The organism is Pseudomonas fluorescens, assembly GCF_001623525.1.
GTDB lineage: Bacteria > Pseudomonadota > Gammaproteobacteria > Pseudomonadales > Pseudomonadaceae > Aquipseudomonas > Aquipseudomonas fluorescens_Q.
This window is the reverse complement of sequence record NZ_CP015225.1, coordinates 5395282-5416920: the sequence shown is the minus strand read 5'-3', so window position 1 is coordinate 5416920 and position 21639 is coordinate 5395282. Positions and strand designations below refer to the sequence as shown.

16 protein-coding genes are annotated in these 21639 nt (G+C 62.2%); 12 read left to right on the top strand and 4 right to left on the bottom strand.

From position 1 onward, the window contains the following. Nucleotide 1: 1 nt before the first annotated feature. The 11 genes from choW (at nucleotide 2) to yccS (ending at nucleotide 16789) form a co-directional block, all read left to right on the top strand. Nucleotides 2–847 carry a choline ABC transporter permease subunit gene (choW, locus tag TK06_RS23415; RefSeq protein ID WP_063324025.1) on the top strand — a complete coding sequence of 282 codons (846 nt, stop codon included), beginning with the start codon at nucleotides 2–4 and terminating at the stop codon, nucleotides 845–847. Further along, complete coding sequence (gene choV / locus TK06_RS23410) at nucleotides 844–2022, top strand: choline ABC transporter ATP-binding protein (protein WP_063324024.1); 1179 nt, start codon at nucleotides 844–846, stop codon at nucleotides 2020–2022. Before choW ends, choV begins: the two co-directional genes overlap by 4 nt. Before the next feature lie 512 nt (nucleotides 2023–2534). Continuing rightward, nucleotides 2535–3155 (top strand): transcriptional regulator BetI, encoded by a 621-nt coding sequence (betI, locus tag TK06_RS23405; RefSeq protein WP_063324023.1) that lies wholly within the window; start codon nucleotides 2535–2537, stop codon nucleotides 3153–3155. Nucleotides 3156–3235: 80 nt separating this feature from the next. Then, entirely contained in the window at nucleotides 3236–4708 is a 1473-nt protein-coding gene (gene betB, locus TK06_RS23400; protein ID WP_063324022.1) for a betaine-aldehyde dehydrogenase, read from the top strand. 212 nt (nucleotides 4709–4920) lie between these two features. Next, a complete protein-coding gene (gene betA, locus TK06_RS23395) occupies nucleotides 4921–6624 on the top strand; it encodes a choline dehydrogenase (RefSeq protein WP_063324021.1) in 1704 nt (567 codons plus the stop codon). 295 nt (nucleotides 6625–6919) lie between these two features. Continuing rightward, nucleotides 6920–8362 carry a TldD/PmbA family protein gene (locus tag TK06_RS23390; RefSeq protein WP_063324020.1) on the top strand — a complete coding sequence of 481 codons (1443 nt, stop codon included), beginning with the start codon at nucleotides 6920–6922 and terminating at the stop codon, nucleotides 8360–8362. Continuing rightward, nucleotides 8362–9699, top strand: a complete 1338-nt coding sequence (locus tag TK06_RS23385; protein ID WP_063324019.1) for a TldD/PmbA family protein — start codon at nucleotides 8362–8364, stop codon at nucleotides 9697–9699. The genes TK06_RS23390 and TK06_RS23385 overlap by 1 nt, the downstream gene beginning before the upstream one ends. A 194-nt stretch (nucleotides 9700–9893) precedes the next feature. Further along, the gene (gene mdtD, locus TK06_RS23380) at nucleotides 9894–11321 is read left to right on the top strand and encodes a multidrug transporter subunit MdtD (RefSeq protein ID WP_063324018.1); all 1428 of its coding nucleotides are present in this window, start codon (nucleotides 9894–9896) and stop codon (nucleotides 11319–11321) included. A gap of 313 nt (nucleotides 11322–11634) precedes the next feature. Next, on the top strand, nucleotides 11635–12972 hold the full coding sequence (gene dbpA / locus TK06_RS23375; protein WP_233459556.1) for an ATP-dependent RNA helicase DbpA: 1338 nt from the start codon (nucleotides 11635–11637) through the stop codon (nucleotides 12970–12972). A 188-nt stretch (nucleotides 12973–13160) separates the two neighbouring features. Next, nucleotides 13161–14339, top strand: coding sequence for an NAD(P)/FAD-dependent oxidoreductase (locus tag TK06_RS23370; RefSeq protein WP_063324017.1), 1179 nt, complete (start codon nucleotides 13161–13163; stop codon nucleotides 14337–14339). Between the two features lie 278 nt (nucleotides 14340–14617). Continuing rightward, a complete protein-coding gene (gene yccS / locus TK06_RS23365) occupies nucleotides 14618–16789 on the top strand; it encodes a YccS family putative transporter (protein WP_063324016.1) in 2172 nt (723 codons plus the stop codon). Nucleotides 16790–16882: 93 nt separating this feature from the next. On the opposite strand, the gene TK06_RS23360 is transcribed toward yccS, so the two are convergent. Continuing rightward, a complete protein-coding gene (locus TK06_RS23360) occupies nucleotides 16883–17620 on the bottom strand; it encodes a substrate-binding periplasmic protein (RefSeq protein ID WP_063324015.1) in 738 nt (245 codons plus the stop codon). A gap of 259 nt (nucleotides 17621–17879) precedes the next feature. Here TK06_RS23360 and TK06_RS23355 point away from each other — a divergent pair, with 259 nt between their 5' ends. Next, complete coding sequence (locus TK06_RS23355) at nucleotides 17880–18332, top strand: GNAT family N-acetyltransferase (protein WP_063324014.1); 453 nt, start codon at nucleotides 17880–17882, stop codon at nucleotides 18330–18332. A gap of 123 nt (nucleotides 18333–18455) precedes the next feature. On the opposite strand, the gene TK06_RS23350 is transcribed toward TK06_RS23355, so the two are convergent. The 3 genes from TK06_RS23350 to TK06_RS23340 are packed head-to-tail and all read right to left on the bottom strand — an operon-like array spanning nucleotide 18456 to nucleotide 21426. Beyond that, a complete protein-coding gene (locus tag TK06_RS23350; protein ID WP_063324013.1) occupies nucleotides 18456–18752 on the bottom strand; it encodes a winged helix-turn-helix domain-containing protein in 297 nt (98 codons plus the stop codon). Between the two features lie 4 nt (nucleotides 18753–18756). After that, on the bottom strand, nucleotides 18757–19260 hold the full coding sequence (locus TK06_RS23345; protein ID WP_024619094.1) for a M48 metallopeptidase family protein: 504 nt from the start codon (nucleotides 19258–19260) through the stop codon (nucleotides 18757–18759). A 42-nt stretch (nucleotides 19261–19302) separates the two neighbouring features. Next, entirely contained in the window at nucleotides 19303–21426 is a 2124-nt protein-coding gene (locus TK06_RS23340) for a putative bifunctional diguanylate cyclase/phosphodiesterase (RefSeq protein ID WP_063324012.1), read from the bottom strand. Nucleotides 21427–21639: the final 213 nt, after the last annotated feature.

The window sequence follows — 21639 nt, the reverse complement described above, 5'->3', positions numbered from 1 at the left end:
CATGCTTATTGATCAGAAAATACCTTTGGGCCAGTACATCGCGGGCTTTGTCGAATGGTTGACGCAAAACGGCGCCAACACATTCGACGCAATCGCGCTGTTCCTGGAAACGATGATTCACGGCGTGACGTTCGCGCTGACCTGGTTCAACCCCCTGGCCCTGATCGGCCTCATTGCGCTATTGGCGCACTTCATCCAGCGCAAATGGGGCCTGACCATATTCGTCATCGCGTCCTTCCTGCTGATCCTCAACCTGGGTTACTGGCAAGAAACCATGGAAACCCTCGCCCAGGTGCTGTTCGCGACCCTGGTTTGCGTACTGATCGGCGTGCCGCTGGGCATTGTTGCCGCGCACAAGCCGATGTTCTACACAATGATGCGTCCGGTACTCGATCTGATGCAGACCGTACCGACCTTCGTTTACCTCATTCCTACCCTGACCCTCTTCGGGCTGGGTGTGGTCCCAGGCTTGATCTCCACGGTGGTGTTCGCGATTGCCGCGCCCATCCGCCTGACCTACCTGGGCATCCGCGACGTACCGGACGAACTGATGGACGCCGGCAAAGCCTTCGGCTGCTCCCGTCGCCAGCTCCTGTCGCGCATTGAACTGCCCCATGCGATGCCCAGCATCGCGGCCGGTATCACCCAGTGCATCATGCTGTCGTTGTCGATGGTGGTGATCGCCGCACTGGTGGGCGCCGATGGCCTGGGCAAACCCGTGGTCAACGCACTGAACACCGCCGATATCGCCCTAGGCTTCGAAGCCGGCCTGGCGATCGTATTGCTGGCGATCATGCTCGACCGAATCTGCAAACAACCCGACGCTAAAGTAGGGGGTGACGCATGAGCATCATTCGTTTCGAAGACGTCGATGTTATTTTCTCCAACCGCCCCAAGGCCGCGCTGGACCTGCTGGACAAGGGCCTATCGCGACCCGAGATCCTGCAGCAGACCGGCCTGATCGTTGGCGTGGAAAAAGCCAGCCTGTCCATCGAGAAGGGTGAGATCTGCGTCCTGATGGGCCTTTCCGGCTCCGGTAAATCCAGCCTGCTGCGCTGCATCAACGGCTTGAACACGGTCAGTCGTGGCAAGTTGTTCGTCGAGCATGAAGGGCGGCAGATCGACATCGCTTCCTGCTCCCCTGCCGAACTGAAGATGATGCGCACCAAGCGCATCGCCATGGTGTTCCAGAAGTTCGCCCTGATGCCTTGGCTGACCGTGCGCGAGAACATCAGCTTCGGCCTGGAAATGCAGGGCCGTCCCGAGAAGGAACGGCGCAAGCTGGTGGATGAGAAGCTTGAGCTGGTGGGCCTGACCCAGTGGCGCAACAAGAAACCCGACGAGCTGTCCGGCGGTATGCAGCAACGGGTCGGCCTGGCCCGCGCCCTGGCGATGGACGCCGACATCCTGCTGATGGACGAACCATTTTCGGCCCTCGACCCGCTGATCCGCCAGGGTTTGCAGGACGAACTGTTGGAACTGCAACGCAAACTGCAAAAGACCATCGTGTTCGTCAGCCATGACCTGGACGAAGCCCTGAAGCTGGGTACGCGGATCGCCATCATGAAAGACGGCAAGATCATCCAGTACAGCAAGCCGGAAGAGATCGTGCTCAACCCGGCGGACGACTATGTGCGCACCTTTGTCGCCCACACCAACCCACTCAACGTCCTGTGCGGTCGCAGCCTGATGCGCACCCTGGACAACTGCAAGCGCATCAACGGTTCGGTGTGCCTGGACCCGGGCGGCGACTCCTGGCTCGACCTGGCCGAAGGCAACACCATCAAGGGCGCCCGTCAGAATGGCGCGGCGCTGGACCTGCAGAACTGGGTACCGGGCCAAGCCGTCGAAGACCTGGGCCGGCGTCCGACCCTGGTTGATTCCAACATCGGCATGCGCGACGCGCTGCAGATCCGCTACCAGACCGGCAACAAACTGGTGCTCCACGATAACCAGCAAGTCGTCGGCATCCTGGGCGACAGCGAGCTGTACCACGCACTGCTGGGCAAGAACCTGGGCTAAGCCTGCACACGAAAACGCCGCGAGATGATCGCGGCGTTTTTGTTTGTGCATTTGCTGGCTACTGACTACTGACTACTGACTACTGACTACTGACAAGCTTGACCTGAAATACAGTTGTGGCGAGGGGATTTATCCCCGTTGGGCTGCGAAGCAGCCCCAAAAGCCAGGTGTCTCGGTGTGTCAGACAACATGAGGTCGCCGCTTTTGGGGCTGCTGTGCAGCCCAACGGGGATAAATCCCCTCGCCACAACAGTATTCCAGCTATCAATGGGCGTTAGGCCTCCACACAGCCAACGAGTGTTATAAAGACATCCCGAAAAAGTCCTCGCCCCGCACGGCGGGTTTCCCATGTGCCTTCAAGCGCCCTTTACACATGGAAATCCCGACAGACAGCGATGACTTGTCATAGAACCTGTTTTTTATTGATTGAACGTTCAATCAAAACAAAATAGACTGGCTTTCATTCCGGCAGACGACTCTCGCCCGCCGGATGGCCTAAGGAGATGTGCTAGATGCCCAAGGTCGGTATGCAACCCATCCGCCGCCAACAACTGATCGAAGCCACGTTGCAAGCGGTCGATCAAGTCGGCATGGGGGACGCCAGCATTGCGTTGATCGCTCGTTTGGCCGGTGTCTCCAACGGCATCATCAGTCACTACTTTCAGGACAAGAATGGCCTGATCGCGGCCACGGCCCAGTACCTGATGACTGTCCTGAGCGAGAACGTCACCGCGCGCCGCCAGGCGCTGGAGGACACAAGCCCCCGGGCTCACCTGAAGGTGATCATCGAAGGCAACTTCGACGCCAGCCAGGTCAACGGCCCGGCAATGAAAACCTGGCTGGCCTTCTGGGCCACCAGCATGCACCACCCGTCTTTGCACAGGTTGCAGCGGATCAACGATCACCGCCTGTATTCCAACCTGTGTAGCCAGTTCCGCCGCGTGTTGCCCGTCGATCAGGCGCGCAGCGCAGCAAGGGGCCTGGCCGCGTTGATTGACGGTTTGTGGCTGCGCGGAGCGCTGTCGGGAGACGCTTTCGATACCGCCCAGGCGCACCGGATCGCTTACGAATACATGGATTTCCAACTGACCAAAGCAGGGGCACCAGAGCACACAGAACCGCTCGACTCCTGAACCGCCGCCGAACCGCGTAGTCAGCTATAAACGACACGCTCCGGTGGCCAGCCAACCACTTATGCACTTGCGAGGACTTTATGGCCCGTTTCGAACTGCAAAAACTCTACATCGATGGCGCGTACAGCGATGCCAGCGGCGACGCCACTTTCGAAGCCATCAACCCTGCCAACGGTGAGGTCCTTGCCCAAGTGCAGCGTGCGACTTTCGAGGACGTCGAGCGCGCCGTGGTCAGCGCCGAAAAGGGCCAGAAAGTCTGGGCCGCCATGACCGCCATGCAGCGTTCGCGCATCCTGCGTCGCGCCGTGGACATCCTGCGCGAGCGCAACGATGAACTGGCCGCCCTGGAAACCCTGGACACCGGCAAGGCCTATTCAGAAACCCGCTACGTCGACATCGTCACCGGCACCGACGTGCTGGAATACTATGCCGGCCTGGTGCCCGCTATCGAAGGCGAGCAGATCCCGTTGCGCGACACGTCTTTCGTCTACACCCGTCGCGAACCCCTGGGCGTAGTGGCTGGTATCGGCGCGTGGAACTACCCGATCCAGATCGCCCTGTGGAAATCCGCACCGGCCCTGGCAGCCGGTAACGCGATGATCTTCAAGCCGAGCGAAGTCACCTCGCTGACCACCTTGAAACTGGCCGAGATCTATACCGAAGCCGGCGTTCCGCCAGGCGTCTTCAACGTCCTGACCGGCAGCGGCCGTGAAGTCGGCACCTGGCTGACCGAGCACCCGCGCATCGAGAAAGTCTCCTTCACCGGCGGCACCGACACTGGCAAGAAAGTCATGGCCAGCGCCTCGAGTTCTTCGCTCAAGGACGTGACCATGGAACTGGGCGGCAAGTCGCCGCTGATCATCTTCGACGACGCCGACCTGGATCGCGCCGCCGACACCGCGATGATGGCCAACTTCTACAGCTCCGGCCAGGTCTGCACCAACGGCACCCGCGTGTTCGTGCCGAGCCACCTCAAGGCCGCCTTCGAAGCCAAGATCGCCGAGCGCGTGGCGCGCATCCGCATCGGTAATCCAGAGGACGAAAACACCAACTTCGGCCCGCTGGTGAGCTTCGCCCACATGGAAAGCGTGCTGGGCTACATCGAGAAAGGCAAAGCCGAAGGCGCGCGCCTGCTGTGCGGTGGTAATCGCCTGACCGACGGTGAATTGGCCAAGGGCGCTTTCGTCGCCCCGACCGTGTTCACCGATTGCACCGACGAGATGACCATCGTGCGTGAAGAAATCTTCGGCCCGGTGATGAGCATCCTCACTTATGAAACCGAAGAAGAAGTGATCCGCCGCGCCAACGACACCGACTTCGGCCTGGCCGCCGGCGTCGTCACCCGCGACCTGAACCGCGCCCACCGCGTGATCCACCAGCTCGAAGCCGGTATCTGCTGGATCAATGCCTGGGGTGAGTCCGATGCCAAGATGCCGGTGGGCGGCTACAAGCAATCGGGCGTGGGCCGGGAAAACGGCATCAGTTCGCTGAACAACTTCACGCGCATCAAATCGGTACAGGTCGAGTTGGGCGATTACGCGTCGGTGTTCTGATCTGACACCAGGCCTTGAGTGAACGCTGTTGTGGCGAGGGAGCTTGCTCCCGCTGGGCTGCGAAGCGGCCCCAAACCAGGCCCCGAGGTCATCCAGACAGAACATGGTCGCTCTACAGGCGACTGCTGTGCAGCCGAGCGGGAGCAAGCTCCCTCGCCACAAGGGCACTCGGCGACCACGACCTGAACCCAATTCAAAAGAGGGTGCATTTCATGTCCCACGTATTCGACTACATCATCATCGGCGCCGGCTCGGCCGGTAACACCCTGGCCACCCGCCTGACCGAAGACGAAGGCGTCACCGTCCTGCTGCTCGAAGCCGGCGGCCCGGACTATCGCCTCGACTTCCGTACGCAAATGCCCGCCGCCCTGGCGTTCCCGCTGCAAGGCCGGCGCTACAACTGGGCCTACGAGACCGACCCGGAGCCGCACATGAACGGCCGCCGCATGGAGTGCGGTCGAGGCAAGGGCCTGGGCGGTTCTTCGCTGATCAACGGCATGTGCTACATCCGCGGCAACGCCCTGGACTATGACAACTGGGCAAAACTGCCTGGCCTCGAGGACTGGACGTACCTGGACTGCCTGCCCTACTTCAGGAAAGCGGAGACCCGGGACATCGGCCCGAACGATTACCACGGCGGCGACGGTCCGGTCAGCGTGACCACCCCCAAGGCCGGCAACAACCCGTTGTTCCACGCCATGGTCGAGGCCGGCGTACAGGCCGGTTACCCGCGTACCGAAGACCTCAACGGCTACCAGCAGGAAGGCTTCGGTCCGATGGACCGTACCGTCACGCCCAACGGCCGCCGCGCCAGTACCGCTCGCGGGTACCTCGACGTGGCCAAGAAGCGTTCGACCCTGACCATCGTCACCCACGCCCTGACCGACAAGATCCTGTTCGAAGGCAAGCGCGCGGTCGGCGTGCGTTACCTGGTGGGCGCCGCCGAAGAGCGGGTCGAAGCCCGGGCGCGCAAGGAAGTGCTGCTGTGCTCCGGCGCCATCGCTTCGCCACAGATCCTGCAACGCTCTGGCGTCGGTCCGGCCAAGTTGCTGGAAAGCCTCGACATCCCGGTGGTCCACGACCTGCCGGGTGTCGGTGAAAATCTGCAGGATCACCTCGAGTTGTACCTGCAATACGCCTGCACCCAACCGGTCTCGCTGTACCCGTCGCTGCTCTGGTACAACCAGCCGGCCATCGGTGCCGAATGGCTGTTCAACGGCACCGGCATCGGCGCCAGCAACCAGTTCGAGGCCGGCGGTTTCATCCGCACCCGCCCGGAATTCGATTGGCCGAACATCCAGTACCACTTCCTGCCGGTGGCGATTAACTACAACGGCAGCAACGGCGTGAAGGAGCACGGTTTCCAGGCACACATGGGCTCGATGCGTTCGCCAAGCCGCGGCCGGATCCAGGCCAAGTCCAAGGACCCGCGCCAGCATCCGAGCATCCTGTTCAACTACATGGCGACCGAGCAGGACTGGCAGGAGTTTCGCGATGGCATCCGCCTGACCCGCGAGATCATGCAACAGCCGGCGCTCGATCCGTTCCGTGGCCGCGAGATCAGCCCGGGCATCGAGGTGCAGACGGACGCGCAACTGGACCAGTTCATCCGCGAGCATGCCGAAACCGCGTTCCACCCATCCTGCTCGTGCAAGATGGGCACCGACGACATGGCGGTGGTGGACGGCGAAGGCCGCGTGCATGGCATGCAAGGACTGCGCGTGGTGGATGCCTCGATCATGCCGATCATCACCACCGGCAACCTGAACGCGCCGACGATCATGATCGCCGAGAAAATCGCCGACAAGATCCGTGGTCGCAAGCCATTGCCACGCAGCACTGCCCCGTACTACGTGGCTGGCGATGCGCCGGTGCGCGGCAAGCCACTGCGGGAAGTGGGGCCAATGGCCCAGTAAGACTCAAGCTCGCTTGGATAAAGATCGTTCCCACGCTCTGCGTGGGAATGCATCCCGTGACGCTCTGCGTCACATCCCAAAGGCGGAACGCAGAGCGTCCCAGGCAGCATTCCCCACGCAGAGCGTGGGAACGATCTCCAACGATCTCCACAGCAGCATCCTGCTCGCGATGGCGCTCGACCAGGCCCTCAAATTCCCTTCTACCTTGATCCCACCCCCACCCCAGGCCTAATCTAGAGCCGCCGCGTCAAATCACCGCACTGCGCCGTACCCTCGCTCCAGACAAGGAGGTTCCATGTTCGACTTCCACCCCCAGCTCAAGCAGCGTTTTGCTGCCTTGCGCACGGGCGCTGAATTCTTTTCCCTGCGTTACGTGCGCGAGTCCGGCCAGCACCTGTCGGTGCGCAAGAATGTCGCCGAACCGCCCAGCCTGGGCCGTGATGAAGGGGCGATGCTCACGGTGCGGGTCAACGGGGTCGAGGCGTATGCCGCTACCAACGATCTGTCCCAAACCGGCCTGCAAGCGGCGCTGGATCGAGCCGAGCAACAGGCCCGCCGGCTCAAGCCCCACGCCCTGCTGGACCTGCGCGAGCAAGCGGTGTCCAGCGACCGCGCCGATTACTTCTCGCCGAATTTCGACCAGGCCTTCCCACCACTGAGCGATTGCTACCAATTGCTCGGCGACGAGTCAGCCGCAGTGCCTCAGGACGAGCGCCTGGTGAACTGGCAAGCCAGCATCGGCCTGACCCAGGTCGAGCAGATCTACCTCAACAGTGCCGGCGCTGAATTGCGCCAGGCCCAACGTTTCATCTACCCGGCCCTGGAAGTCACCGCCTTCGACGGCAACGACAGCCAGACCCGCACCCTGGGCCGGGAAAATTTCGGCCAGCAAGGCAGCTTCGATGTGATCAGCCGCAGCGGCCTGCTCGGCGCCGGGCTGAAAATCGCCGACCAGGCCCTGCAACTGCTGCTGGCGCCGAACACCCCGCAAGGCCCCCGCGACCTGCTGCTGATGCCGGACCAGATGATGTTGCAGATCCACGAATCCATCGGCCATCCGCTGGAACTGGACCGCATCCTCGGGGACGAGCGCAATTACGCCGGCACCAGCTTCGTCAAGGCCAGCGACTTCGGACACCTGCAATACGGCTCCAACCTCTTGAACGTGACCTTCGATCCGAACATTCCCGAAGAACTGGCGAGCTACAGCCATGACGACGATGGCAGCGCCGCCAGCAAACAATTCCTGATTCGTGAAGGCCTGCTGCTGCGTCCACTGGGCGGCGCACTGTCACAGTTCCGTGCTGGCCTGGACGGTGTCGCCAACAGCCGCGCCTGCGGCTGGAATCGCCCGCCCATCGACCGCATGGCGAACCTGAACATCGAACCCGGCGACCAATCCCTGGAACAACTGATCCAAGGCACCGAGCACGGCGTGCTAATGCGCACCAACCGTTCCTGGTCCATCGACGACGCCCGCAACAAATTCCAGTTCGGCTGCGAGTGGGGCCAGTTGATCGAGAACGGCGAGCTCAAGGGCGTGGTGAAGAACCCCAACTACCGGGGTATTTCCGCGCAATTCTGGAAGAGCCTGCGCGCCGTGGGCGATGCCAGCACCTTCCAGGTCCTGGGCACGCCGAACTGTGGCAAGGGCGAACCGAACCAGGTCATCCGCGTCGGTCATGCCTCGCCGGCCTGCGTGTTCAGCAACGTCGATGTGTTTGGGGGAGATGCCTGATGAGCACCGTCAAGAATCAGGCCGAGGCATTCAAGGCGTTGGTCGACTGGCTGCGCGATGCCTTGCACACGCCAGAACAGTTCACCCTCGGCTACGCCGCCGAGTCCTCGGCCTTCGTCCGTTTCAACCATGGCAAGGTCCGCCAGGCCGGCCAGGTGCAACAGGCCAATGTCAGTTTCAAACTGATCGACGACGGACGCCACGCCGACTTGCAGATCACCTTGTCCGGCGAAGCCGAGACGGATTTGCAACGCCTGGCCGAAGGCCTGCAACAACTGCGTGAAACCCTGCCGCTGCTGCCCCGCGATCCGTACCTGCTGCTCAACCACAACCACTGGCAGAGCCACAACGTACAGGACCATCCGTTGCCGGACACTGAGCAGGCCGTGGCCGAAATCAGCCGCGCCGCCGAAGGCCTGGACCTGGTGGGGTTCTACGCCGCCGGGCCCATCAGTCGAGGTTTCGCCAGTTCTGCGGGGGCGTTCGGCTGGCATCAGGCCAACAGCTTCAACTTCGATTTCAGCCTGTTCCATGAAAACGGCCAGGCCGTGAAAGCCAGTTACGCCGGGCATGAATGGAGCAGTGAGGGATTTTCCCGGCGCTTCGAGCAGGCCCGCGAGCAACTGGCGTTTCTCGGCCTGCCGTTGCGCACGTTGCCGCCCGGCGAATACCGCGCCTACCTGGCGCCGGCCGCCCTTGAAGAGATCATGGGCATGCTCAGTTGGGGTGGGTTCTCGGCCCGGGCGATTGCCAGCAAGCAGAGCCCGTTGCAGAAGTTCTACGCCAACGAAGCAAGCTTGAGCCCCAACGTGTGGCTGAGCGAGCAGGTCAGCGGCTCCTTGAGCCCGGCGTTTTCCGACGAAGGTTATCCCCGCAATGACCTGGGGCTGATCGCCAAGGGCACGGCCAATGCGCAGTTGGTCAACTCCCGCAGCGCCGCTGAATACGGCCTCGCCGCCAACGGCGCCAGCAGCTACGAATACCCCACGGCGCTGGACATGCAGGCCGGACAACTGGAGCACAAATACATCCTCGAACAACTTGGCACCGGGCTGTACATCAGCAACCTCTGGTACCTGAACTACTCGGACCAACCGGCCGCCCGCCTGACCGGCATGACCCGCTTCGCCACGTTCTGGGTCGAGAACGGCCAGATTGTCGCGCCGGTCAGCACCATGCGCTTCGACGACAGCGTCTACAGCCTGCTCGGCTCGCAACTCGAAGGCCTGACCCGAGAGCGGGAACTGCTGCTCTCGGCCAGCACCTACAGCCAGCGGGCCACGGCCTCGATGTTGTTGCCGGGGGCGCTGGTGAAGCGGTTGACCTTGACGTTGTAATGACCGGAGTTGTACCCCTGTGGCGAGGGAGCTTGCTCCCGCTCGACTGCGCAGCAGTCGCAAAACCCTGCTGACCCAATGCATCTGAAACACCGCGGTGCCTGGTTTCAGGGTTGCTTCGCAACCCAGCGGGAGCAAGCTCCCTCCACAACAGCGATACCTGTTCCTGATCAACACTTCATACAAGAGGTCCCATGCCCAACCGCGCACCGCTCGACGCCGTCACCGCCCGCTGGCTTCCGTGGGTGGTGGCGATTGCCTTCTTCATGCAGTCCCTGGACGGGACCATCCTCAACACCGCCCTGCCCGCCATGGCCAGCGACCTGGCGGAAAACCCGCTGCGCATGCAGGGCGTGATCATCGCCTACATGCTCACCGTGGCGTTGCTGATCCCAGCCTCGGGCTGGATCGCCGACCGCTTCGGCACCAAGAAGATTTTCTTCGGGGCGATCCTGCTGTTCAGCTTCGGCTCGTTGCTGTGCGCCTTATCCAATTCGTTGAGCATGCTGATCGGCGCCCGGGTCATCCAGGGCCTGGGCGGTGCGCTGATGCTGCCGGTGGGCAGGCTGGTGGTGCTGCGAGCGTATCCGCGCTCGGAACTGGTGCGGATCATGGGCTTCATCACCATCCCCGGCCTGCTCGGCCCGCTGATCGGCCCGACCATGGGCGGTTGGATGGTGGAGTACCTGACCTGGCACTGGATCTTCATCATCAACCTGCCGGTGGGCGTGATCGGCTGTTATGCGGTGTGGAAGTTCATCCCCGACCTGCGCGGCAGCGAGCGCACCCGGTTCGATGGCCTGGGGTTCCTGCTGTTCGGTGCGGCGATGGTGCTGATCACCATTGCCATGGAAGGCCTGGGTGAACTGCACCTGCCGCACCTGCGGGTGATGCTGTTGCTGTTCGGCGGCATGGCCTGCCTGGCGGCCTATTGGCTGCGGGCCGGGCACGTCGAGAATGCGCTGTTCCCGCCATCGCTGTTCAAGACCCGGACCTTCGCCGTGGGCATTCTTGGCAATCTGTTCGCGCGCCTGGGCAGCGGTGCCCTGCCGTTCCTGGTGCCGTTGCTGCTGCAAGTCGCCCTGGGCTATTCACCGTCCCAGGCTGGCATGAGCATGCTGCCCCTGGCGGCGGCGGCCATGGTCGCCAAGTCCGTGGCCCGGCCACTGATCGAACGCCTGGGCTATCGCATCGTCCTGACCGGCAACACCCTGGCCCTGGGCCTGATGCTGGCGAGCATGGGCCTGGTCAGCGAACAGACGCCGTACTGGCTGCTGCTGGCGCAACTGGCGGTGCTGGGGGCGATCAACTCGCTGCAATTCACCGCAATGAACACCGTGACCCTGATCGACCTGGACGACGCCAGCGCCAGCAGCGGCAACAGCCTGCTGTCGGTGGTGGCGCAGCTGTCCCTGAGCCTCGGCGTGGCCTGCGCCGGCGCCCTACTCGGCGGCTTTACCGCCCAGGCGGGCAACGATGGGGTCGATACCGTGCTGGGCGCGTTCCAGCTGACCTTCGTAACGGTGGGGATCATGGCGATGCTGGCAGCGACGATTTTTTCCCAGTTGTCCAAGCAGGATGGGCGGCGGCAGAAGCGTCACGACGAGCATATCGAGCACTAAGCCAGGCGCTTGGGGCGCTGTCCGAACCGGGGGACATGCTGGCTCTTGTGGCGAGGGAGCTTGCTCCCGCTGGGGTGCGAAGCGCCCCAAAATCGGTCGACACGGTGTACCTGAAATATCGCGTCGCCTGGGTTACGACTGCTGCGCAGCCGAGCGGGAGCAAGCTCCCTCGCCACAGGGGGCACACCACGCTCGTCCAGAACTTTCGAAGAAAGTGGCACGAGGCTGCTACACTGCGCGACATTTTGTTTTGCAGGCCAGTCCCGTGACCACCATCGCCACCGCTTTTAATACTTTGCCGCTGTCCGCCGCCATGCTGGCTAACCTCGAATCACTCGGTTATGCCCAGATGACGCCGATCCAGGCGCAGAGCTTGCCGGTGATTCTCAAGGGCATGGACCTGATCGCCCAGGCCAAGACCGGCAGCGGCAAGACCGCCGCTTTTGGCATCGGCCTGCTGAACCCGATCAACCCGCGCTTCTTCGGCTGCCAGGCCCTGGTGATGTGCCCGACCCGTGAGCTGGCCGACCAGGTCGCCAAGGAAATCCGTCGCCTGGCCCGCGCCGAAGACAACATCAAGGTCCTGACCCTGTGCGGCGGCGTGTCCTTCGGCCCGCAGATCGCTTCCCTGGAACACGGTGCCCACATCATCGTCGGCACGCCAGGACGCATCCAGCAGCACCTGCGCAAGGGTTCGCTGGTCCTGGACGGCCTCAACACGCTGATCCTCGACGAAGCCGACCGCATGCTCGACATGGGCTTCTACGACGCCATCGAAGACATCATCCAGCAGACCCCGGAACGCCGCCAGACACTGCTGTTCTCCGCCACCTACCCGGTGGGCATCAAGCAACTGTCGTCCAAGTTCATGCGTAACCCGCAGCAAGTGAAGGCCGAGGCGTTCCACTCCGACGCGCAGATCGAGCAGCGCTTCTACGAGATAGCCCCCGAGGAACGCATGGACGCAGTGGTCAAGGTCCTGGCGCATTTCCGCCCGGCCTCCTGCGTGGCGTTCTGCTTCACCAAGCAGCAGGTCCAGGAAACCGTCGATCACCTGACGTCCAAGGGCATCTCGGCCGTCGGCCTGCACGGCGACCTGGAACAGCGCGACCGCGACCAGGTACTGGCGATGTTCGCCAACCGCAGCACCTCGGTGCTGGTAGCCACCGACGTGGCGGCCCGCGGCCTGGACATCGATGCACTGGACATGGTGATCAACGTCGAACTGGCCCGGGACTCGGAAATCCATATCCACCGTGTCGGTCGCACTGGCCGTGCCGGGGAGAAAGGCATCGCCATCAGCCTGGTGGCGCCGTCCGAAGCCCACCGCGCCCAGGCCATCGAGCAACTGCAGAAGTCACCGCTGAGCTGGGACCAACTGGACAACCTCAAGTCTCAGGGCGGCGGCCCGTTGTTGCCGGCCATGAGCACCCTGTGCATCGGCGCCGGGCGCAAGGACAAGGTCCGCCCCGGCGACATCCTCGGTGCCCTGACCGGCGAGGCCGGCATCCCTGGCGCCCAGGTCGGCAAAATCGCGATCTTCGATTTCCAGGCCTATGTGGCCGTGGAACGCGGCATTGCCAAACAGGCCCTGCAACGCCTGAACGATGGCAAGATCAAGGGCCGCTCGTTGCGGGTGCGGATCCTCTGACCGCTGTTGATTCACCCTGTGGCGAGGGAGCTTGCTCCCGCTGGGCTGCGCAGCAGCCCTGAAAACCATGAACGCGATGCTTCAGACAGTTCGCTGGCTTTTCGACCGCTTCGCGCTCGAGCGGGAGCAAGCTCCCTCGCCACAAGAGCGAACTCCTGTCAGACCCCAGATATGCAGAGGACACCGTTTTGCGCTCTACCGAAGTCGTGATCATTGGCGCTGGCGCCGCGGGATTGATGTGCGCACTGACCGCGGCCGCGCGCGGGCGACAGGTGCTATTGCTGGACCACGCCAACAAGGCCGGCAAGAAAATCCTCATGTCGGGCGGTGGGCGCTGTAATTTCACCAACATGTACACCGAGCCAGGCAATTTCCTCTCGCAGAACCCGCACTTCTGCAAATCGGCCCTGGCCCGCTACACCCAATGGGACTTCATTGCCCTGGTGGCCAAGCACGGCGTGCCCTATCACGAGAAAAAGCTCGGCCAGTTGTTCTGCGATAACAAATCCAGCGACATCCTCGGCCTGCTCTTGGATGAATGCGACCAGGCCGGCGTCAGCCTGCACCTCGACACGTCGATCACCCAGATCGAAAAAGCCGACGGCGGCTACCTGCTGCAAACCACCCTCGGCGCCATCGCCTGTCAGTCCCTGGTGATCGCCACGGGCGGGCTGTCGATCCCGACCCTGGGGGCGACCGGTTTCGGCTATCAGGTGGCAAAACAGTTTGGCCATGAACTGCTGCCCACCCGCGCCGGCCTGGTGCCGTTCACCATCACCGACCAGCTCAAGACCCTCTGCACCGAACTTTCGGGCACGTCGGTGGATTGCCTGGTGAGCTGCAACGACCAGAGCTTTCGCGAGAACATCCTGTTCACCCATCGCGGCCTGAGCGGTCCGGCGATCCTGCAGATTTCCTCGTTCTGGGAATCGGGGGACACGGTGCAGATCAACCTGTTGCCGGACCACGACGTGCCGCAATGGCTGCAACAGCAGCAGAGCGAACGCCCCAATAGCGAGCTCAAGACGTTGCTGGGCGAGTTGTTCACCAAGAAAATGGCCAACCTGCTGGCGGACACCTGGTTCGTCTCCAAACCCATGAAGCAATACACCCATGCGGAGCTGGCAGACATCGCCGAAAAACTGGCGAGCTGGAACGTCGTCCCCGCTGGCACCGAAGGCTACCGCACCGCAGAAGTCACCCTGGGCGGCGTCGATACCCGGGAAGTCTCGTCCAAGACCATGGAGTCGCTGAAAAGCCCCGGCCTGTATTTCATCGGCGAAGTGCTGGATGTCACCGGGCACCTGGGCGGGTTCAACTTCCAATGGGCGTGGGCTTCGGGGTATGCCGCCGCGCAGTACGTCTGATCCCCACCTGGGTTGAGCCTGCTTTTGTGGCGAGGGAACTTGCTCCCGCTGGGCTGCGCAGCAACCCCCCTCTCAAGCTCACTCAATCAACCTGATCCACCGTGTCGCCGGGCTCCAGGGCCGCTGCGCGCCCCAACGGGAGCAAGCTCCCTCGCCACGGGGAAGTGGCCTCAGGTGCATCGCGGAACACTTTTTGCTGTCGGATGTGATCGCCGCCATTGCGTCGGCGTCATTACTGCCTCAATTTAGCGTCATTGCCCGTCAGGCCCGTGCACTTCATGTCAGCAAACTCGTTTAGCCAGTCTTTGCGTCGCCTTTGGGCGTTGGATAAGTTCAGTTATAGCGTGCGGGTCTTCATCGCCCTGACCGGCAGCATGGGGCTGTGCTGGTATCTGGATGAGATGGGGCTGCTGATTCCCTTGTTCCTGGGCATCATCGCCAGCGCCCTGGCCGAGACGGACGACAGTTGGCAGGGCCGCCTCAACGCGCTGGCCGTGACCCTGGTGTGCTTCACCGTCGCGGCACTGTCGGTTGAATTATTGTTCCCCTATCCCGTCCTGTTCATCATCGCCCTGGCCCTGGCGGCCTTTGGCCTGACCATGCTTGGCGCCCTGGGTGAGCGCTATGGCGCCATCGCCTCGGCCACGCTGATTCTGTCGGTCTACACCATGATCGGCGTGGACCAGCGCGGCGGCGCAGTCAATGATTTCTGGCATGAACCCCTGCTACTGGTCACGGGGGCCGCGTGGTACGGCTTGCTGTCGGTGTTGTGGCAGGCGTTGTTTTCCAACCAACCGGTGCAACAAAGCCTGGCTCGGCTGTTTCGCGAGCTGGGACGCTACCTGAAACTCAAATCGTCGCTGCTGGAGCCGATCCGCCAACTGGACGTCGAAGCCCGACGCCTGGAACTGGCCCAGCAAAATGGCCGGGTGGTCGCTGCGCTCAACAGCGCCAAGGAAATCATCCTGCACCGCGTGGGCAATGGCCGCCCCGGCTCGAAAGTCAGCCGGTACCTGAAACTGTACTTCCTGGCCCAGGACATCCACGAACGCGCCAGCTCTTCTCACTATCCCTACAACGCCCTGGCCGAGGCCTTCTTTCACAGCGACGTACTGTTCCGCTGTCAACGCCTGCTGCGTCAGCAAGGCAAGGCCTGCCAGGCGCTGGCCGAGTCGATCCAACTGCGCCAGCCGTTCGTCTACGACGACACCTTTGCCGAGGCCCTCAACGACCTGCACGCGTCCCTCGAACACCTGCGCATCCAGAGCAACCCGGCCTGGCGCGGCTTGCTGCGTTCGTTGCGGGCACTGTCGGTGAACCTGGCTACCATGGACCGCCTGCTCAGCGACGCGAGCAACCCCGACGCCCTGGCCGACGCCACCGACAGCAGCCTGCTCGACCGCTCGCCGCGCAACCTCAAGGATGTCTGGCTGCGCTTGCGCACCCAGCTCACGCCCACTTCGCTGCTGTTCCGGCATGCCCTGCGCTTGCCCTTGGCCTTGAGCGTGGGCTACGCCATGGTGCACCTGATCCACCCGTCCCAGGGCTATTGGATCATCCTTACCACACTGTTCGTGTGCCAGCCCAACTACGGTGCCACCCGGCGCAAGCTCGGCCAGCGGATCATCGGCACCGCCATCGGCCTGACGGTGGCCTGGGCGCTGTTCGATCTGTTTCCCAATCCGCTGGTGCAATCGAGCTTCGCCATTGCCGCCGGGGTAGTGTTCTTTACCAACCGCACGACCCGCTACACCCTGGCGACAGCGGGGATCACCATCATGGTGCTGTTCTGCTTCAACCAGGTGGGCGACGGCTACGGGCTGCTGTTGCCACGGCTGTTCGATACCTTGCTCGGCAGCCTGATTGCCGGGCTGGCGGTCTTCCTGTTCCTGCCCGACTGGCAGGGCCGTCGGCTGAACAAGGTGCTGGCCAATACGCTGACCTGCAACAGCATCTACCTGCGCCAGATCATGCAGCAGTACGCCGCCGGCAAAAGCGACGACCTGGCCTATCGCCTGGCCCGCCGCAACGCCCACAATGCCGATGCGGCGTTGTCCACCACCCTGGCCAACATGCTGATGGAGCCGGGGCATTTCCGTAAGGAAGCCGATGTAGGGTTCCGTTTCCTGGTGCTGTCCCACACCCTGCTCAGCTACCTGTCGGGCCTGGGCGCCCACCGGGGCACCGAACTGCCGACCGAAGTGCGCGAACAGTTGATCGACGGTGCCGGGGTGAAACTGGCAGCGAGCATCGACGAAATCGCCCAGGGCCTGGCAAGTAAACAGCCGATCGCGATCCAGAGCGACGAAGAAGAAGCCCTGGCCAGCGAGCTTGAGCGGATGCCCGATGAAATCGACGAAGGACAGCGCCTGGTGCAGACGCAACTGGCGTTGATTTGCCGTCAGCTTGGCCCATTGCGGACCTTGGCGGCGCATTTGATGAAGGCCTGACGGCCTCAGCTTCAAGCCTCAAGCCATAAGCTGCAAGCAAAGTTCGTGCGCTCTGCTTGCAGCTTATGGCTTGAAGCTTGAAGCTGCTCCCCCCTACATCCCATGCGCCTTCAACAGCCGCGCATAACTCCCATCCGCCTTCATCGCCGCGATCTCCCGGTCAAACCCCGCCACGATCTGCTCATGCTCCGGGTTCTTCAGGCTGACCAGGATGTGCAGGCTGTTTTCGCTCAAGGGCTTGGGCAGGAACTCCACGGCGCTGCGTACCTTGGCGGATTCGCGGGCCAGGTAATAGCGGGCGACGTACTCGTCTTCCAGGGTCAACTTCACACGATCGGCAGCCAGCATGCGCACCGCCATCGCAAAGTTATGCACAGGGACTTTCTGCATTTGCAGGTCTTCGTCGAAGTCCTTGGAGTAGGCGTAGCCGCGAACCACGGCGATGGGATAGGCACGCAGCTGTTGCAGGCTGTCAAACTGGATCGTTTCGTCCTTGCGCTTGATGAAACGCACACGGTTGAGCAGATACTCAGCCGAGAACTGGCCAATGTGAGTGCGCTCCTCGCTGTACCAGGCGTTGACCAGCACATCATAGCGGCCCTCGCCGATGCCCAGCATCGCCCGAGCCCAAGGCACCTGTTCGAAGTCCGTGGCATAGCCGGCCCGCGCCAGCGCCGTGCTGACGATATCGGTCGCCAGGCCACCATTGATCAATGTGGAATCGGTAAAGGGCGGCCAGGCATCGGCGACCAGACGCAGCTTTTGCGCGCAGGCCTCATAGCTCAGTAACAGCAATCCGATCAATGCAAGAGCTCGATGCAATCGCGGCATGCCAAACGTCCTTGACGGGTTCAAAGCCCGGTTTGTTTTTAGCCGACACTCAACAGGCATCCTCAGACACCCGGTCCTAACATTAGCTCATTGAAACCGCTGCGCAGCGCTGTCACGAAGATTACACAAAGACGACAACGTCGCGACAGAGGAATGATGGCATTTTGGTCTTTATCGCAGATTTTCCAGTCGACCGAGAAAGAGACTTCCGGGCCAAGCACGCTTAATATCGGCATCAAGCTCTTCAGGAAATTCAAAAATGGATATCGAGTGGGTCTGTAAACATCACAGTGACCTGAGCAAGGAACAGCTGTATGCCATCCTAAAATTGCGTGCCGAAGTGTTCGTTGTCGAGCAGAACTGCGCCTACCCGGACGTTGACGGCCTGGACCTTGAGGGCGATACGTGCCATTTGATGGCTTGGCAGGGCAACCACCTGGTGGCCTATCTGCGCCTGCTCGACCCGCACTCGCAAAACAGTGACGTGGTGATCGGGCGCGTGATCATTGCGCCAGAAGCACGGGGCAAGGGGTTGGGCCATCAACTGATGGAACAGGGCCTCAAGCACGCCGAGAAACACTGGCCCGGCACCTCGATCTCACTGTCGGCCCAGGCGCACTTGCAAGGGTATTACGGGCGGTATGGGTTTGAAGTGGTGGGTGTGGAGTACATGGAGGATGGGATTCCACACATTGGTATGCACCGCCCCTGAGAAGGCCATCGCGAGCAAGCTCGCTCCCACAATAGATCATCTTTGGCCCGCCTACTGTGCTCACCAAAGACCCACTGTGGGAGCGAGCTTGCTCGCGATGGGGCCAGCCCAGGCACCGAAAAATCAGGGGTACTCCAGCACCGCCTTGATCCGCTGCAAATTCCTCTCGATCCACCCCCGATCAATCGCCCCCCAATCGCGAATCCGATAACGCCCGGCATGGTTGCGCGCGCCGTCCTCTTGCTCGAACTCACAAACGATATCCAGGTCAGCCAGCGCGGCGATGGTGTCCTGGGCGGTACGCCGTGGCATGCCGGTGGTTTCGGTGAGGGCCGGGACGTTGCTGGCGACACCGCTGTCGATCAGGTAAGCCACGTACAAGCGACGGTAGAAGCTGCTCTTGGTCTTGCTGACATCCATTCGGTCATTCCTTGTGGGGTTGCAGATCCCGCCAGGTCAGGTACACCCGCAGGTCGAATTCCAACTGGTGATACCCCGGCAGCATGTGCTCGCAGAGTTGGTAGAACGCCTTGTTGTGGTCCGACTCCTTGAAGTGCGCCAGCTCGTGCACCACGATCATGTTCAGGAACTCGGGCGCCGCGTCCTTGAACAACGCAGCGATGCGGATTTCCTTCTTGGCCTTGAGCTTGCCACCCTGCACCCGCGACACCGCGGTATGCAGGCCGAGGGCGCGATGGGTCAGGTCCAGGCGACTGTCGAACAACACCTTGTCGATGGCTGGCGCGTTACGCAGGTATTGCTGCTTGAGGTCCAGCGCATAACCGTACAGGGCCTTGTCGCTCTGGATCGGATGTCGGCCCGGATAGCGCTGTTGCAGGTAATCGCCCAGTCGGTCCTGGGCGATCAATTGCTGCACTTGGGCTTGCAGGGCGGCGGGGTAGGCCTGGAGGTATTTGAGCGCGGTCATCAAGGGGCAACACAGTCAAAAGAGGCCGCCAGTGTAGCGAATTCAAGCCTGCACCGCGCTCCAGTCGAACGGTGTGGCGAAGGCATCGGTGTCTTCGGCCATCAAGGGCCGCGCCACGAGGAACCCCTGCACATACTCGCAGCCATGGGCCTGCAGCCACTCATATTGCTCGCGCGTCTCCACCCCTTCGGCAATCACCCGCAAGCCCAGTTGCGTACACAGGTCAATCACCGAGGCGGCCAACGCGGCATCCCGGGGCGACCCCGGTACGCGGGCGATCAAATGCCGATCAAGCTTGAGGGTATCGAGCTCAAGGTCGCGCAGATGCGTCAATGAACAGGGCCCCGAACCAAAGTCATCCAATGCCACCCTCACTCCGAGGTGGCGCAGCAGTCGCAATTGCTTTTGGGTTTCATCGGGGTTGCGCATCAGCGCATCCTCGGTCACCTCGACCTCCAGTTGCCGAGGCTTCAAGGCATGACGCTCCAGGACCTGGCGCAACTCGGTCACCAGGTTGGGCATGCCGAACTGGGTACTACTCAAGCTCACCCCCAACACCAGGTCGTCAGCGAACAAGCGCTCCCAGACTTTGCGCTGGGCCGCGCTGCGATGATAAATCCAGCTGCCCAGGCGACTGATCAACCGCGCCTCTTCCAGCAAGGGCAGGAACAGGCCCGGCGGAACATCACCGACGCTGGGGTGCTGCCAGCGCAACAGCGCCTCGAACCCGCGGATCCGCCCATCGACGATGCTTACCTGCGGCTGGTAGACCATATTGAAGTCGCGGTTCTCGATGGCCGAGCGCACGCTCTCTTCCAGCATCAGCCGTGAACGGGCGCGACCGTTCATTTCATGATCGTAAAAGCGGTATTGCTGGCGACCGGCACGCTTGGCTTCGTACATGGCGATGTCGGACGCCCGCAGCAACCCATCGAGATTGGCGCCGCAATCGGGGTACGTCGCGATGCCGATACTGGCCCCCAGTGCGACGTCCATGCCTTCTATCTGCTGGCAGATCGCGACCCGCTCGATGAGTTTCTCGGCGATCTTGGCCGCTTGCTCGGGGAACTCCAGGTCCAGCAGCGCCGTGAACTCGTCCCCGCCCAGGCGCGCCAGGATATCGAATGGGCGCAGGCACGCCTTCAACTGTTCCGACACCCAGCGCAATACCCGGTCCCCGGCATCGTGTCCCAGCGAGTCATTGACCCGCTTGAAGCCATCGAGATCCAGGTACAGCAACACCCAGTTGCTTTCCAGGCGCTCGCTGCGCATCAACAGGTTTTCGGCGGTCTGGTAGAACCCCCGGCGGTTGAGCAAACCGGTCAGCGGGTCCGTGACGGCCTGGTATTCGAGTTGTTGGTGCAAATGGCGAACCACGGACATGTCCTGGAGCGTCACCACCATCGCCTTCTGCTCCGACGGCAACGGCGCACAGGACAAGGCCACCGACACCTGCTGGCCAGGCGCCGTGCGCAGCACCGCGTCATGCAGTCGCCAGGTTTCACCGCGCCGATAGGCGTTGTGGATATCGGAATCGAGCCATTCGGGGATGTGCGGTTTCTGCAGGAAGTCCAGGAACGGCATGCCCTGTAATTGCTCGGCGGTGGCATTGAGCAACCGGCAGGTAGAAGGGTTGGCGAAGCGGATACAGCCATTCTCATCCACCACCAGGATGCCTTCGGCGGCGTTGTCCAGCACCGAGGCATTAAAGGCCCTGGCCGCTTCGAGATCCTGGCTCAGGCGCTGCAAGGCCCGGCGATTGCGCTGGTGCTCGAGCAGCGCCTGGACCTTGGGCTTGAGGATTTGCGGATCGAAGGGTTTGAACAGGTAATCCACGGCGCCACTGGCATAGCCCTTGATCACCGCATCCTGGGATTGCTCATTGGCCGTCAGGAAAATGATCGGCGTGAGCCGCGTACGCTGGCTGCCGCGCATCAGGCGCGCCACTTCGAAACCGTCCATGTCGGGCATCTGCACATCCAACAGAACCAGATCGATGTCGTGTTCAAGCAACAGGTTAAGCGCCTCGACCCCCGAGGACGCGGTCATGACTCGCCAATCCTGACGCTGCAACAAGGCTCGCATGCTGAGCAGGTTTTCAGGGTAATCATCAACAATCAAAAGGACAGAGCTGTCTTCGCCGAGCGGTGGTTGCGCGCATTCCATGCTGCTTCTCTTATCGGGCGCCACGTCCGTTTTTTACGTAGCAAAGCGGACAAATACTGTCCCCTCACTCTAGACCGGGATTGTCAAAAGCAGTAGGTGTCAACGCGCCATCATCCAGACAAAGCCCGAAATAGCCGACTAACGGTCACCCTCCTCGGGCACAGAAACTGCAAAGACCCCCTCGACGGACAATTGACGTCAACCACCCGCCGA